General features: G+C 66.9%; 12 protein-coding genes. 2 read left to right on the plus strand and 10 right to left on the minus strand.

What is annotated here, in order from left to right; translation table 11 throughout:
* Nucleotides 1–22: 22 nt before the first annotated feature.
* The 8 genes from DVB37_RS17770 to DVB37_RS17810 all read right to left on the minus strand — a co-directional run bounded on the left by DVB37_RS17770 (nucleotide 23) and on the right by DVB37_RS17810 (nucleotide 9,392).
* Nucleotides 23–1,342 carry a malonyl-CoA decarboxylase domain-containing protein gene (locus DVB37_RS17770; RefSeq protein ID WP_046805438.1) on the minus strand — a complete coding sequence of 440 codons (1,320 nt, stop codon included), beginning with the start codon at nucleotides 1,340–1,342 and terminating at the stop codon, nucleotides 23–25.
* Complete coding sequence (locus DVB37_RS17775; RefSeq protein WP_120156343.1) at nucleotides 1,293–2,045, minus strand: GntR family transcriptional regulator; 753 nt, start codon at nucleotides 2,043–2,045, stop codon at nucleotides 1,293–1,295. Before DVB37_RS17775 ends, DVB37_RS17770 begins: the two co-directional genes overlap by 50 nt.
* Nucleotides 2,046–2,155: 110 nt before the next feature.
* On the minus strand, nucleotides 2,156–2,926 hold the full coding sequence (locus DVB37_RS17780; protein ID WP_046805440.1) for a spermidine synthase: 771 nt from the start codon (nucleotides 2,924–2,926) through the stop codon (nucleotides 2,156–2,158).
* 38 nt (nucleotides 2,927–2,964) lie between these two features.
* Nucleotides 2,965–4,011 carry an acyl-CoA dehydrogenase family protein gene (locus DVB37_RS17785; RefSeq protein ID WP_240433914.1) on the minus strand — a complete coding sequence of 349 codons (1,047 nt, stop codon included), beginning with the start codon at nucleotides 4,009–4,011 and terminating at the stop codon, nucleotides 2,965–2,967.
* A gap of 48 nt (nucleotides 4,012–4,059) precedes the next feature.
* Nucleotides 4,060–5,451, minus strand: coding sequence for an acyl-CoA dehydrogenase family protein (locus tag DVB37_RS17795; protein WP_205571572.1), 1,392 nt, complete (start codon nucleotides 5,449–5,451; stop codon nucleotides 4,060–4,062).
* Between the two features lie 5 nt (nucleotides 5,452–5,456).
* On the minus strand, nucleotides 5,457–6,440 hold the full coding sequence (locus DVB37_RS17800; protein ID WP_120156344.1) for a tripartite tricarboxylate transporter substrate binding protein: 984 nt from the start codon (nucleotides 6,438–6,440) through the stop codon (nucleotides 5,457–5,459).
* A gap of 46 nt (nucleotides 6,441–6,486) precedes the next feature.
* Entirely contained in the window at nucleotides 6,487–8,592 is a 2,106-nt protein-coding gene (locus tag DVB37_RS17805; RefSeq protein ID WP_120156345.1) for an acetate--CoA ligase family protein, read from the minus strand.
* The gene (locus DVB37_RS17810) at nucleotides 8,589–9,392 is read right to left on the minus strand and encodes an enoyl-CoA hydratase (RefSeq protein ID WP_046805444.1); all 804 of its coding nucleotides are present in this window, start codon (nucleotides 9,390–9,392) and stop codon (nucleotides 8,589–8,591) included. Before DVB37_RS17810 ends, DVB37_RS17805 begins: the two co-directional genes overlap by 4 nt.
* Nucleotides 9,393–9,513: 121 nt before the next feature.
* On the opposite strand from DVB37_RS17810, the gene DVB37_RS17815 reads away from it, so the two are divergent.
* Nucleotides 9,514–10,287 carry an IclR family transcriptional regulator gene (locus tag DVB37_RS17815; protein ID WP_120156346.1) on the plus strand — a complete coding sequence of 258 codons (774 nt, stop codon included), beginning with the start codon at nucleotides 9,514–9,516 and terminating at the stop codon, nucleotides 10,285–10,287.
* Between the two features lie 111 nt (nucleotides 10,288–10,398).
* Here the strand turns inward: DVB37_RS17815 and bktB are convergent, their stop codons facing one another.
* Both bktB and DVB37_RS17825 read right to left on the minus strand, forming a co-directional pair.
* On the minus strand, nucleotides 10,399–11,580 hold the full coding sequence (gene bktB, locus DVB37_RS17820) for a beta-ketothiolase BktB (protein ID WP_120156347.1): 1,182 nt from the start codon (nucleotides 11,578–11,580) through the stop codon (nucleotides 10,399–10,401).
* Nucleotides 11,581–11,620: 40 nt separating this feature from the next.
* Nucleotides 11,621–12,406 (minus strand): crotonase/enoyl-CoA hydratase family protein, encoded by a 786-nt coding sequence (locus DVB37_RS17825; RefSeq protein WP_046805447.1) that lies wholly within the window; start codon nucleotides 12,404–12,406, stop codon nucleotides 11,621–11,623.
* A 223-nt stretch (nucleotides 12,407–12,629) separates the two neighbouring features.
* Here DVB37_RS17825 and DVB37_RS17830 point away from each other — a divergent pair, with 223 nt between their 5' ends.
* Nucleotides 12,630–13,778, plus strand: a complete 1,149-nt coding sequence (locus DVB37_RS17830; RefSeq protein WP_120156348.1) for an acyl-CoA dehydrogenase family protein — start codon at nucleotides 12,630–12,632, stop codon at nucleotides 13,776–13,778.
* Nucleotides 13,779–13,896: the final 118 nt, after the last annotated feature.

The following is a 13,896-nucleotide window of genomic DNA, read 5'->3' on the forward strand; positions in this document are numbered from 1 at the left end:
TATGGACCGCTTTGTAAAGCGATCAGGCCACGCGTCCGACTCCCCGGCTTACCTGCGGCTTACCTTCGCCCAAGCGGGCAAGGTTGGTGTCCAGCTCGTCCAGGTCATACAGGTAGTTGACCATCAGCGCGCAAGACTGCTTCATGCCCTTGACCGAGGTGTCGGCCGCCCAGTTCAAGCGTTCGATGCGCGCGCCGTTGCCCAGGTGAAAACGCGCCACGGGGTCCAGCGGCAGCCCGTTCTTCATGGATTGCAAATACGTGGCGGCCAGCCGGAAGCCGGCGCGTTTGATCACGTCGGACGCCTTGCCCTGCGCGGCGGCCTTGGCCAGCCGCGACACCCAGCGCTGGCCGTCCGGCACCCCTTCGCGCTTGCGGTCCTTGGCGCGCGACTTGTCTTCGCGCACGATGGCCTCCACGGCGTCGGCGTCCAGCTTGCCCAGCCAATCCGAAAACCCGGGGATGGGCGACAGCGTGGCAAAGTTCTTCAGCTTGGGCAGCTCTTCCAGCAGCTGCTCGACCACGCGCTTGAGCAGGAAGTTGCCGAAGCTGATGCCCTTCAGGCCGGGCTGCGTATTCGAAATGGAATAGAAGATGGCCCAGCGCGCCTTGTCCAGATCCTGCGGCGGCAAGGTGCTGTCCAGCAGCACCTGCACGTTGTCGGCCATGCTGCTGGCAAACGCCACTTCCACGAAAATCAGCGGCACGCCCGGCATCTGCGGATGGAAATAGGCGTAGCAGCGGCGGTCGGGCGACACGCGGCGGCGCAGGTCGTCCCACGAGGTGATCTCGTGCACGGCTTCGTACAGGATCAGTTTTTCCAGCAGCGACGCGGGCGAATCCCAGGTCAGCGGGCGCAACTCCAGCAAACCCACGTCGAACCAGGCGGACAGCAACCCTTCCAGTTCCTTGTCCAGCCCCTGGATACCCGATACCTGCTTGCGCCAACGCAGCATGTCGGCGCGCAGATCCACCAGGAAGCGCAAGCCGTGCGGCAGCGCGTTAAAGCGCTTGAACAGGCGCGTGCCCTCGCCGCCGTCGCCCGCGTACGTGGCGCGCACCTGAGCCAACGCCGCCAGCATCAGCCGGCGGTCCTTGCTGTCGGCCGTGCTGTATTGCTCGCACCAGCGGCGCGCCAGCTTGTTGGCCGCCACATCGGTCAGGCGCGCCTCGAACAGGCGGCGCACCTCGGATTCGCTGGGCAGGCGCCCGCGTTCCCACAGCTTGCCCAGGCGCGTCATCAGGCTGGCGCCCTCGGCAGCCGCCGCGGGGTCGATCAGCTCGGGCTCGGGCTCAGGCGTGCGTGCGCCCCGCGCGGGCGCGAGATTGGCGGGTACGGACATGGGCGGGCTCCTCGATAACGATGGGATCGGATAACGCCGGATCGGCGGCGTCTTCATTGGCCAAAATGCGCAGCGCTTCCAGCTGCCGCATCAGATGGGTGTGCGCCAGGGCCTGGGCGGCCTCGCTGTCATGCGCTTTCAGGGCGTCGAAAATGGCCAGGTGTTCGGCGCAGGACTGCTGGATACGCCCGGGGCGCGCCAGACTGCGGTGCCGCGACAGGCTCAGGACCTTGCGCAGGTTGCCCACCATGTCCGACAGCCACTGGTTGCCGGCCAGCGCCTGGACGGCTTCGTGGATCAGGTAATTGGTTTGGTAGTAGGCGTCGATGCGGCCGGCGCGGGCATGGCCGGCCAGCTCGGCGTGCAGCGGCTCAAGCGCGGCCAGTTCGGCGTCGGTCGCCTTGCGGGCGGCTTCGAAAGCGCAGCGCCCTTCCAGCATGGCCATCAGCGGGAAGATGTCTTCCAGGTCTTGCGTGGACAGTTCATTGACAAAGCAGCCGCGGCGCGGCTCCAGCCGCACCAGCCCTTCGGTGGCCAGCACCTTCAGCGCCTCGCGCAAGGGGGTGCGGGATATGCCCATTTCGCCGGCCAGCCGAAGTTCGTCGATCCATTCGCCGTTGGACAGGGCGCGCGCATGGATCATGCCGCGCAGGCGATCCGCGACTTCCAGGTAAAGGGCTTGACGGACGATGGGTTGGCTCATGGGGGCCGGCGCGGGCAGCGCCGTAATTCATAATTATGAACAAGCCCATGTTAAATCCCGACGCGGAAAAAGGTAAACCCCTGGAAAACCCCTTCCGCCCGTCGGCTGCTTCAGAAGTGCAGAACCCCGTCCACGGCGTGGCGCGTCAGCGATCGGGCCCAACGGCGGGCCGGCAGGCCGTATTTGGATTCCACGACTTCGGCCCGCGCCAGCAGATCGGCGGGCGTCACTGCCAGGCGCGGGCCGGAGAAGGCCAGCACGATCTGGTTGCCGGCGTCCACCTCGGGCAGCAACACCACGCGGTCGTCGAAGGCCTTGGACAGGTTGTCGATGTTCTTGCCGAAGCTTTCGTGGCGGCCGAACAGGTTGACGGCCACCACGCCGACCTCGCCCAGCACGCGGCGGCAGTCGCGGTAGAACTTCACGCTGTCGCGCACGGGGCCTTCGGCCGAGGCGTCGTACAGGTCGACCATCAACACCGGGCAACGCCCGGCATTGGCGGGGTCGGCCACCCACTGGCCGGCGTCCGCGTGTTCGACCAGCAGCCGGTTCGAGCCCGGCAGGCGGAAGAACATATGGCAGGCGGCGGTTACGCGCGGGTTCCATTCCACGGCCAGCAGCGGGCTACGCGTGTGCTTGACGCAAAAGCGCGCCAGCGACCCCGCGCCCAGGCCCAACATGCCGATGGACTCTTCCTTGGGCGGTTCCAGGAACAGCAGCCAGGCCATCATCTGCGCGGTGTATTCCAGCACCAGTTCAGCCGGACGCTTGACGTGCATCGCACCCTGGACCCACGGGGTGTTGAAGTGCAGATAACGCACGCCATCCAGCTCGGACAGGGTCGGCTGGTCCAGTTCAGAGGGGAAGTTCGATTTATTCATGGCGGCGATTGTAGGTCGGACGCCGCGCCAACGGTGGCTCAAGGCAGATCAGCGTTTTCCTCGGCGGCGCCTTCCCAGATGCGCTCCAGCCACTGGGTGCAAGATGCGTCCGCATGCAGGCTTGCCGCCAAGCGCAACACCCGCTTCAGATACAAGTGCGCATCGCATTCCCAGGTGATCCCCATGGCGCCATGCACCTGGATGGCGTTCTGGGCCGCGCGCCGGCCCGCTTCCACCGCCAGCAGCGGCACGTAAAGGCTGTCGCGTTCGGCCGAGGGCGCGTCGGCATCGTGCGTGGCGGCGGCGGCTCGACCGGCCAGACGCGCATCGTCCAGCGCCATCCAGTCGTCCGCCAAGCGGTGCTTGATGGCCTGGTTGGCGCCGATGGCGCGGTCAAACTGCCGCCGTTCGCGGGCATACGCCGCCGCCATGTCCAGCGCGGCACTTGCCGCGCCCAGCAGCTCGGCCGACCGCAGCAAGGTCAGCCGCGTCTTCACGCGCCGCCACTGGCCGGCGTCCAACCGCACATCCACGGCTTCCGCTATGTCAGGACTCGCCACGCTTGCGACGGGCATCGTCGGGTCCAGCCCTGCCCTGCCCGCCACGGGCGCGTGGTGTTCCAGCCGCAACACGCCCGGCGCGGGGCAATGCACCGCCAAGCCGGACACGCCCTGGCCTGCGCCTTCCACAAACGCAGACCCGTCCGGGCGCAGCGTCACATCCGCGAAATATCGCTGGCCCTGCATCATCTGGCGCGCCCAGGTTGCCGCCGGCTCGGGCAAGCCCGCCTTGCACAGGGTTGGCAGCAGCACCAGGTTTGCCACCAGCGGCAGGCTAAGCAGATGACGCCCTGCCGCTTCGGCCACCACCCAGGCGTCGGCCAGCCCCAGGCCCAGGCCGTCTTGTTCAGCGGGCGCCAGCAGTGCGGGCCAGCCTTGTTCGCACAGGTCTTGCCACAGCGCCAGCCGATCGGCGGCCGGCTGCGTCGCGGCGGCGCGCGCCACGCGGGGCGGATGGCGATCCGCCAGAAAGCGCGCGGCCGATTCTTGCAGCATGCGCTGGTCTTCGTTCAAGGAAAAAGTCATGGTGTCGGCGTTGGTTCGAATCAGGCTTTGGGCTTTGGGCTTTGGGCTTCAGGCTTTAGGCAATCCCAGCATCTGCTCGGCGATGATGTTGCGCTGGATCTCGGAGGTGCCGGCCAGGATGGTTTCGGCGCGTGACCACAAGTAGGCGTGCGTCAGCGTTGCCGCGTCCGCGTCGATATCGGCGTTGAAATCGGCTTCGATACAAGCGTTGCAAGCGGGCCTGATGCCAGCTTCCCTATCGGCCTCAACACCGGCAGTACCGCGCACATTGATACCCGCATCGATACCCGCATCCATACCCGCATCGATACCCGCCTTGCAGACCGCGCCCGCCTTGCCGGCTCCCTTGCCGTCGCCCGCGCCATGCCCCGCCCCTTCCAGGCACGCGCCTTCTCCCAGCATCTGCAAGGACAGCTCCAGCAGGCGCTGGTGCGCCTCGCTCCAGTGAATCTTGGTGGACGACCCTTCCGGCCCGGGCGGATCACCACGCATGGCGCCTTCCAGCGCGCGCCGCGACTTCAACGCCAGCACGTGGCTGTCGGCCGCCAGCCGCGCCCAACGGTGGCGCACGTCGGCCGACGAAGCCGGCGTGTGCCCGTAAGCGTCGGGCCGCAGCGCCAGCCGCCGCACCGCTTGCAGCTCTTGCGCAAACCGCACCAGACGCGGAATGAAGTAAGTGCCGCGTTCGAAACTGGCGGCGGCCATCGCCACCTTCCAACCCTGGTTCTCGGCGCCCAGCAACAGGTCTTGCGGCACGAATACATCTTCGAAAAACACTTCGCAGAATTCCGCGTCGCCCGTGATCTGGCGGATCGGTTCGACCCGGACGCCCGCGCTGCGCATGTCCACCAACAGAAAGCTCAGGCCCTTGTGCTTGGGCACGTTGGCATCGGTGCGCGCCAGCACGAAGCACCACTGGGCGCGGTCGGCGAACGACGTCCAGATCTTGTGCCCATTGAGTCGATACCCGCCCGCCACCGGCTCGGCGCGCGTGCGGACCGAGGCCAGGTCCGACCCGGCGCCGGGTTCCGAATAGCCCTGGCACCAGACGTCGCGGTTGGACAATATGCCCGGCAAAAAACGGCGCTTTTGTGCGTCCGTGCCAAAGTGCAGCAACGTAGGCGCCAGGATGCCGTGGCCGATCAGGTTCACGCCCAACGGCGCGCCGCAACGCGCATGCTCTTCATGGAATACGGCCTGGCGCGATAGCGGCAAGCCGTGCCCGCCATATTCGCTGGGCCAACCCAGGCCGGACCAGCAGTGGCCGCACAAGGTGTCTTCCCACGCCCGGCGAAAGTCCAGGTCACGGGGGCACGCGCCGCCGGGCCAGCCGCGCACGAAACCGGCATAGGTCTCGGCCAGCCATGCGCGCAATTGCGGGCGAAAGGCGTCGTCGTCCAGAGCCAGGATGCGAGCGGCCGCGTTGTCCTGTCGATCCATACCGCTTACTCCAATCGGATATTCGAATCGCGCGCGACCTTGGCCCAGGTCGACACGTCTTGCCGGATGAACGCCGCGAAAGCTTTGGGGTCGCTGCCGATGATGTCCAGCCCCAACCCCACGAATTGCGCTTTCACGTCGGGCTGTTGCAGGATCTGCGCCAGATTCGTATAGAGCTTGTCGACGATCGGAGCCGGCGTGTTCGCCGGCGCCACCAGTCCCAGCCACGGCATGGCCGAATAGCCCGGCAGGCCGGAAGCCGCCACTGTCGGCAGGTCGGGCACCGAGGCCGAGGGCTTCGTGGTCGTCACCGCCAGCGCGCGCAGCTTGCCGTCCTTGACGAACGGGCCGGACGAGGCCCAGGCGTCGAACATCACCTGGATACGCCCGGCCACCAGATCGTTCAGCGCCGGCGCGCTGCCCTTGTACGGAATATGCGCCATCTGCACGCCCGCCATGCTGTTGAACAGTTCGGCTTCCAGGTGCGTGGAACTGCCAGCGCCCACCGAGCCGTAGCTGACCTTGCCGGGGTTGGCCTTCAGATACGCAATCAGTTCGCCCACGTTCTTGGCCGGAATCGACGGGTGCACTTCAAGCACATGCACCACCGAGGCCACCTGGCTGACGGGCGTGAAGTCCTTGATGGGGTCGTAGTTGACCTTGGCGTACGTGCTGGGCGCGATGCCCAGCGATGACGCGGCCATCAGCAGCGTGTAGCCGTCGGGCGCCGCGCGCGCCACGTAGTCGGACGCAATCATCGTGCCGCCGCCCGGCTTGTTCTCTACGATCACGGTCTGGCCCAGCTTGGCGGTCAGCCGTTCGGCCAGCAAGCGGCTCATGATGTCGGCCGCGCCACCCGGCGAGAACGGCACCACGATGCGCACGGGCCGGCTGGGATACGCGTCCTGCGCCAGCGCGGGGGTGGCCGCGCCGGCCACGGCGAAGGCCATGCCGGCCAACAGCCCTTTGATTGCCTGTCTCTTCTTCATGCCTGTCTCCTCCTGGGGAATGCGTTGCGCGCATGGCGCGGTGGCACTACGGGGTTGCGGGCAGGATCAACGCGTCCAGTACGGCAACGCCTTGTCCCGCCTCTTTGATCAGCAAGGGATTGACTTCGATTTCGGCCACCTGCGCGGGCGCGGCCAACAGCGCGTTGCCCACGGCGACAATCGCCCGGCAGGCCGCCGCCACGTCCGCGCGCGGCTTGCCCCGGTAGCCGTCCAGCAAGGGGTACGCCTTCAGTTCTTGCAGCATCCGCATGGCGATGGCCTCGTCCACGGGCAGCAGACGGTGGCTGGTGTCTTGATAGATCTCGGTCAGCACGCCGCCCAGGCCCACCGTCAGCACGGGGCCAAAGACGGGGTCGCGCGTGGCGCCCACGATCAGCTCCGCCACCCCGCGTTCCATCTTCTGCACCATCACGCCATCGACGCGCGCGTCGGGTTGCGCGGCCGACGCTGCGTGCAGCACGCGGTCGAACGCAGCGCGGACGGCGGCGTCGTCGGCCAGCCCCAGCGCTACGCCGCCGGCCTCGGTCTTGTGCGCGATGTCGGCGCTAAGTATTTTCAGCGCCACGGGATAGCCTGCCTGGCGCGCGTGGGCCACCGCGTCATCCGCCGTGCGCGCCACGCCGGCAAGCGCTTGCGGCAGCCCGAAGGCGGCGACGTAGGCGCGCGCGTCCACTTCGTTGCAGGGCAGCGCCGGCACGGGCGGGGCGTTGACGTTGATGGGTTGGTCGGTGGGGTTGTCGATCGCCGCCATCCGCCGCGTGCCGCGTGCCTCGCACCACAACAGATACGGCGCCAGCGCGGACACGGCTAGTCCCAGGTCTTCAAACACCGCGACCTCGGCCTCGCGCAAGGCAGCACGGCTTTGCGCCAGGCCGGTGTCGATGGCGACGAACAAGCGCTGATGCTGGCGCGATGCCTCGGCCAGCGCGTCGGCCATGCGATCCAGCATGTAGCCGGGCGCGTAGACCACCACGGCGTCGATGGCGTCGGTGGTGGCCAGGGCTTGCAACACCGTGCGCACAAACGCCGGATCGTTGACCACGTTGCCGGTCACGTCCACCGGATTGCCAACCATGCCGTAGTCCGGAATGCCGCCGCGCAGCACGGTTTGCAGGTCGTCGGGCAGATCCGGCAGTTCCAGCCCCGCGCCGATGAACTTGTCGGCCAGGATGGCGCCCAGCGCCCCCGACATCGTCAGCACCGCCACGCGCTTGCCGGCGCTGCGATGGCGCAGCGTGGCCAAGCTGGCCAGGTGCGCCATCTGTGCAAAGTCGGTGGCTTCGATCACGTTCAATTGGCGAAACGCCGCCGCGTAAACGCGCTTGTCGCCCGCCAGCGCCGACGTGTGCGAACGCACCGCCGCCGCGCCTTTATCGGTGTTGCCGGCCTTCAACGCAATCAACAACTTGCCCTGGCGTTCCAGCGCCTGGCAGGCCCGCACGAAGCGTTCGCCATCGCGCAGTTGTTCGATGTAGCCCAGCACAATCTCGGTGTGGGCGTCTGCCGCCAGATATTCCAGGTATTGCGAGAAATCCAGGCAGGCCTCGTTGCCGGTATTGATGAAGTGCGAAAACGGCAGGTCAAGCCGACGCGCGATGGCGTACACCGCCGCGCACACATTGCCGCTTTGCGTCAGCAGGCTGACCACGCCCGGCTGCGTTTGCGCGGGCGCCGTCTTGAATACCGAGGCAAAGGCGGTGTGCGCCTGCGTGTTCAAGTTGGCAAACCCCATGCAGTTCGGGCCCGCCACGGCCATGCCGCTTTGCGCCACGAACGCTTCCAGCTCGTCTTGCAGGCGCGCGCCCTCGCCGCCCGCCTCCGCAAAACCCGCCGCATACACGATGGCCGCGCGCACGCCCCGGGCGTGGCAACGGCGCAGCATGGGCGTGACCTCGGCGGCGGCAATCGCCAGCACGGCCAGGTCCACGGGTTCGGGCACGGCTTCAATGTCGGGCCAGCAACGTAAGCCGAACACTTCCTGGTACTTCGGGTTGACGGGGTAGATGCCGCCCGCGTAGCCAAAGCGCGTCAGCAGTTCCAGCGGCATGCCGCCGATGCGGCCGGCGTTGGCGCTGGCGCCGATCATGGCAATCGAGCGCGGGTCCAGCAGGCAGTCCAGCGCGGGCCTCATGCCGTTTCGCCCTTCTTGTTGCGCTGGATGGCCTGGGCCAGGCCGCGTTCGCGAACGGCCTGGAATTCTTCACTAAGGTGCGACAGCTGGTGCGTGTCGAAATGCGCCGACAAGGCCGTGCGAAAGCCCTGCGCATCGGCCGTGCGGTTCAACGAGCGCTTGATCAGGCGCAGCCCGAACGGCGGCGCCTGGGCAATGCGCCGGGCCAGCGTCAGCGTGGCCTCGTCCAGCTCGGACTCGGGCACCACGCGGTTCACCATGCCGATACGCAGCGCCTCGGCCGCGTCGACTTTTTCGCCGGTGTAGAGCATTTCCTTGGCTTTGCGCAGGCCCATCACCCAGGGGTGGATCAGCACTTCGGTGGCGGCGGCGGCCAGCGTGTGGCCGACGGGGTCCGAAAAGTACGCGGTGTCGGCGCACACGACCAGGTCGCACATGTTGGCGATCATGAAGCCGCCCGCCACGCACGCGCCCTGCACCTGCGCGATGGTGGGTTTCGGGAAATCCCAAATGCGCAGGCAATAGCCGTAGTAGCGGCGCGACTCGTATTCCCAGCGTTCTTCCACGGTGAAGTCGGCGCGCTTGGCTTGCGCTTCTTTCAGGTCGTGCCCCGCCGAAAAATGCGCGCCGCGTCCGGCCAGCACCACGACGCGCACGGCGTCGTCTTGTTCGGCCCGGGTCAGGGCGTCGTCCAGTTCATCCAGCATTTGCTGGCTTTGGGCATTGCGCGCCGATTCGCGCGCCAGGCTGATGCGGCAGATCGAGTCGTGGTGCTCGACGGCCAGGGTGGCGTATTCCATAGTCTCCTCGTCTTTTGCAACGCCCGCGCTTGTGGATGGCACGGGTCGATGGGTCGATTCGATTGAATTAACGCACCTGGAATCCTAGAATACAAAATATTCGACCACTTTTTCCCACAATATGAACAAGACGATGGCTACCGGCGGCACCCAAAGCATGCGGCGCGCGCTGGGCCTGCTACGCGTGCTGGCGCAGCATCAGGAAGACGGCATCGACCTGCAAGGCGTGATGAGCGCGACGGGGCTGGAACGGTCCACCGCCCACCGCCTGTTGAGCTGCCTGCTGGAAGAGCAATTCGCCGAACGCGACGCACGCACGCGGCGTTATCGCCTGGGCGTGGACTCGATGCAGCTGGGGTTCGCGGCGTTGCGACGCACGCCCTTGCTGGATGCGCTGCGCCCTTTCGCGCAGAAGCTGGCCCGATTGTCGGGCGACACCGTGTTCCTGGTGATCCGCCAGGGGGATTACGCCTTGTGCCTGCTGCGTGAGGCGGGCTCGTTTCCGGTCAAGGTGTTCACCATCGACCAAGGCGAACGGCGGCTGCTGGGCGTGGGCGCGGGCGGGCTGGCGTTGATGGCGAGTTTGCCGGACGAAGAAATCGCGGCGCTGTATGCGCGGCACGCGGCCAGCTACGCGCAGATTGGCGTCTCAAGCGCGGCGTTGATGAAGGCCGTCAAGCAGACGCGCGCCACGGGGCATTCTGAAATCGTGGATACGATCACGCCGGGCGTCTCGGGCGTGGGCGTCGCGTTTCCGGTATCGGAGTTGACGTGGGTGGCGTTCAGCTTCGGCGCCATCAGCAGCCGGCTGGATGCGCCGCGCCGCGCCGAGATGGGCGAGCTGCTGCGGGCCGAGTGCCAGGCCTGGGCGGCGGGCTATCTGGGCCAGGCATGAAGGAAAAGCGCCCCGCGGGGAGGCGGGGCGCTGGGCGGCGTCATTCAGCTGCGTCATTCGGCTGCGTCGCTCGGCTGCATCCGAAGCCGCAGCCAAACCGGCATCAAACCCTTAAATGCGTTCGAAGATCGCGGCAATGCCTTGGCCGCCACCGATGCACATCGTCACCAGCGCATAGCGGCCGCCCACGCGTTGCAGTTCGTGCAGGGCCTTGACGGTGATGATCGCGCCCGTCGCCCCGATAGGGTGGCCCAGCCCGATGCCGCTGCCGTTGGGGTTGACCTTGGCGGGGTCCAGCTTCAATTCACGCGCCACGGCGCACGCCTGGGCAGCAAACGCTTCGTTGGCTTCGATGACGTCCAACTGGTCCACCGTCAGACCCGCGCGCTTCAAGGCGGCCTGCGTGGCGGGCACCGGGCCGATGCCCATGATGTTGGGGTCGACGCCCGCGTGCGCGTAGGCGACCAGGCGCGCAAGCGGCTTGATGCCGCGCTTGGCGGCTACCGAGGCGTTCATCAGCACCACGGCGCCCGCGCCGTCATTCAGGCCCGACGCATTGCCCGCCGTGACCGTGCCGTTCTCTTTCTGAAACACCGGCTTGAGCCCCGCCATGGTGTCGGCGGTGACGTCGCGGCGCACGTGTTCGTCGGTGTCGAACACGACTTCGCCCTTGCGGGTCTTTTGCACCACCGGCACGATCTGGTCGCGGAAGTAGCCAGCGTCAATGGCGGCGGCGGCGCGGCGATGCGATTCGGCCGCCAGCGCGTCCTGGTCCTGGCGGCTGATGTTGAATTTGGCCGCCACGTTTTCGGCCGTGACGCCCATGTGCATGCGGCCAAAGGGGTCGGACAAGGCGCCGGTCATCATGTCCAGCATGACGCTGTCGCCCATGCGCGCGCCCCAGCGTTGCGAGGGCACGATGTATGGGGCGCGGCTCATGCTTTCGGCGCCCGCGCCGATGGCGATATCGGCATCGCCCAGCATGATGGTCTGCGCGGCCGACACGATGGCCTGCAAGCCCGAACCGCACAGGCGGTTGACGTTGAAGGCAGGGGTTTCCTTGGCGATGCCGGCGTTCATGGCCGCCACGCGCGACAGGTACATGTCGCGGGGTTCGGTGTTGATGACGTGGCCCACCGCAACGTGGCCGACTTCTTCGCCCTTGACGGCGGCGCGTTCCAGCGCGGCCCGGATAACCGTGGCGCCCAGGTCGCAGGGCGGCACGTCTTTCAGCGCGCCGCCAAAATCGCCGATGGCGGTGCGCACGGCGGATGCGACGATAACTTCATTCATGGTGTTTCCTCCTTGTGATGTTTTCCATCATAACGCCGGCCTAGCGCCGCCGCGCCGCAAGGAATTGGGCGACGGCGTCCGCGTGCGCGTCGGTCTTGTGGGCCAGCGCCTGGTACGCCGCCGACAGTTCCAGCAAGGCGTCCAGGCGCGCATGCTGGCTTTCGCGCAAGAGGCGCTTGGTCAGCCGCACGGCCTGCGGGGAATTGGCCGCCATGCGTCCGGCCAGCGCGCGCGCTGCCGGCAGCAGTTCCTGGCCCGGCACCACGCGCGACACCAGGCCCCATTCCAGCGCCGTGGCCGCGCCGATGGCGTCGCCGGTAAACGACATTTCGGCGGCACGCGCCATGCCGATCAAGCGCGGCAAAAACCACGCGCCACCGTCGCCGGGAATGATGCCCAGCTTGACGAAGCTCTCGGCAAAAGTGGCCGACTCCGCCGCGATGCGCACGTCGCACATGCAGGCCAGGTCGCAACCCGCGCCAATGGCCGGGCCGTTGACGGCGGCAATGGTGGGCACTTCAAGCGCGTGCAAGGCCAAGGGCAATCGTTGGATGCCGTGCCGATATTCCTGGCGCAGCGCGGCCGGGCTCACGTCCGGCCCGATCTGGCGCTGCATTTCGTGAATGTTGCCGCCCGATGAAAACACCTTGCCTGTCGCGGTCAGGATCAGCACGCGCACGTCGGGGTCGTGCTCGATACGCGCGAAGATGGCCAGCATCTGGTCCACGATATCGCTGCCGGTCAGCGCGTTACGCGTAGCGGGGTCATCCAGCGTCAGCGTCGCCACGCCGTCCGCGTCCAATTCAAAATGCACGAGTTCCGTCATGTTTTCCCTTTCCCGATTACAGGTTTTGGATCGCCGCCGCGCGCGCCGGCAAGAATGTCCAGCGTAGGCGCGTGGCCGGGCAGCGTCCAATATTAGTTTTTGCACCGGCGATACGAATCCGGTATCGAAAAGGCCAAAAATAATATTGGACGGCGGTGGTGGCGCTGCCGGATAGTGCCCTGACGTGCCCGCCATCCAGGCGGCGTCGCAACGGAACCGGACCATGATCGAACCGCTGGACCTGACCCCCATCCCCGCCCGCGACGAAGCGCTGCGCGCGGATATCCGCGCCTTTCTGACGGACACGCTGGACGGGTTGGAGCCGGATGAACGCGCGCGGTCCTGGATGGGGTTTGACGCGGGCTTCAGTCGCCAGCTTGCCGAACGCGGCTGGCTGGGCCTGACGTTGCCGCGCGAATTCGGTGGCGCTGACCGAGGCCATTTCGCGCGTTTCGTGCTGTCCGAGGAATTGCTGGGCGCGGGCGCGCCGGTATCGGCGCACTGGATCGCCGACCGCCAAAGCGCCCCCTTGATCCTGAAGGTCGGTACCCCCGCCCAAAAGGCGTTTTACCTGCCGCGCATCTGCCGCGCCGAGGCGTTCTTTTGCATCGGCATGAGCGAACCGGGATCAGGCTCGGACCTGGCCAGCATCCGCACGCGGGCAGAGCCGATGCCTGGCGGTTGGCGCTTGAACGGCAGCAAGATCTGGACCACCAACGCGCACCGCTCGCACTACATGATTGCGCTGGTGCGCACGTCGGGCTCGGCCCAGGACCGGCACCAGGGTCTGTCGCAGCTGATCGTGGACCTGTCGCTACCCGGCGTGTCGGTGCGGCAGATTCAAGACTTGACCGGCGATGCGCATTTCTCGGAAGTGTTCTTCGACAACGTGGAATTGCCGGACGATGCGTTGATCGGTGAAGAAGGCGCGGGCTGGGCGCAGGTCAATGCCGAATTGGCGTTCGAGCGCAGCGGCCCGGAACGGTTGTATTCCAGCGTTGCGCTGCTTGAATGCTGGTTAACGCACTGCCGCGCCTTGTCGGGCGACGCCGTGGACCGCGCGACCTTGGGCGCCATCTTGTCGCAGATGGCGGTGTTGCGGGCGATGTCGCTGGCGGTGGCGGGCAAATTGGCCGCGGGCGGCAGCCCGGCCACCGAAGCGGCGCTGGTGAAGGACTTGGGCACGGAACTGGAGCAGCAAATTCCCCGCCTGCTCGGCGACGCGCTGGGCCGTCACCCCAACCTGCCGCCCCCATTGCCCCTGCTGCGCACGCTGACGTACCTGGAACAGGTTGCGCCCACGTTCTCGCTGCGCGGCGGCACCCGTGAAATTCTGCGCGGCATCATCGCGCGCGGGCTGGGGCTGCGGTAAGGCGCGGGCTGATGTCACGGGGCTGATGTCAGGCCGCTGATGTCAGGCCGATGATGTCAGGCCGGTGATGTCACTGGGCTGATGTCACTGGGCTGATATCAGGCCGCTGATGTCATAC

The sequence above is a fragment of the Achromobacter sp. B7 genome, assembly GCF_003600685.1.
Classification (GTDB): Bacteria; Pseudomonadota; Gammaproteobacteria; order Burkholderiales; family Burkholderiaceae_B; genus Achromobacter; species Achromobacter spanius_B.

What these genes read in the sequence shown, in the direction of transcription:
- DVB37_RS17800 (WP_120156344.1), bottom strand. Translation starts at nt 6,440, where the DNA reads ATGAAGAAGAGACAGGCAATCAAAGGGCTGTTGGCCGGCATGGCCTTC.
- DVB37_RS17825 (WP_046805447.1), bottom strand. Translation starts at nt 12,406, where the DNA reads ATGACGGAACTCGTGCATTTTGAATTGGACGCGGACGGCGTGGCGACG.
- DVB37_RS17830 (WP_120156348.1), top strand. Translation starts at nt 12,630, where the DNA reads ATGATCGAACCGCTGGACCTGACCCCCATCCCCGCCCGCGACGAAGCG.
- DVB37_RS17775 (WP_120156343.1), bottom strand. Translation starts at nt 2,045, where the DNA reads ATGAGCCAACCCATCGTCCGTCAAGCCCTTTACCTGGAAGTCGCGGAT.
- DVB37_RS17770 (WP_046805438.1), bottom strand. Translation starts at nt 1,342, where the DNA reads ATGTCCGTACCCGCCAATCTCGCGCCCGCGCGGGGCGCACGCACGCCT.
- DVB37_RS17805 (WP_120156345.1), bottom strand. Translation starts at nt 8,592, where the DNA reads ATGAGGCCCGCGCTGGACTGCCTGCTGGACCCGCGCTCGATTGCCATG.
- DVB37_RS17780 (WP_046805440.1), bottom strand. Translation starts at nt 2,926, where the DNA reads ATGAATAAATCGAACTTCCCCTCTGAACTGGACCAGCCGACCCTGTCC.
- DVB37_RS17795 (WP_205571572.1), bottom strand. Translation starts at nt 5,451, where the DNA reads ATGGATCGACAGGACAACGCGGCCGCTCGCATCCTGGCTCTGGACGAC.
- DVB37_RS17815 (WP_120156346.1), top strand. Translation starts at nt 9,514, where the DNA reads ATGAACAAGACGATGGCTACCGGCGGCACCCAAAGCATGCGGCGCGCG.
- DVB37_RS17810 (WP_046805444.1), bottom strand. Translation starts at nt 9,392, where the DNA reads ATGGAATACGCCACCCTGGCCGTCGAGCACCACGACTCGATCTGCCGC.
- DVB37_RS17785 (WP_240433914.1), bottom strand. Translation starts at nt 4,011, where the DNA reads ATGACTTTTTCCTTGAACGAAGACCAGCGCATGCTGCAAGAATCGGCC.
- bktB (WP_120156347.1), bottom strand. Translation starts at nt 11,580, where the DNA reads ATGAATGAAGTTATCGTCGCATCCGCCGTGCGCACCGCCATCGGCGAT.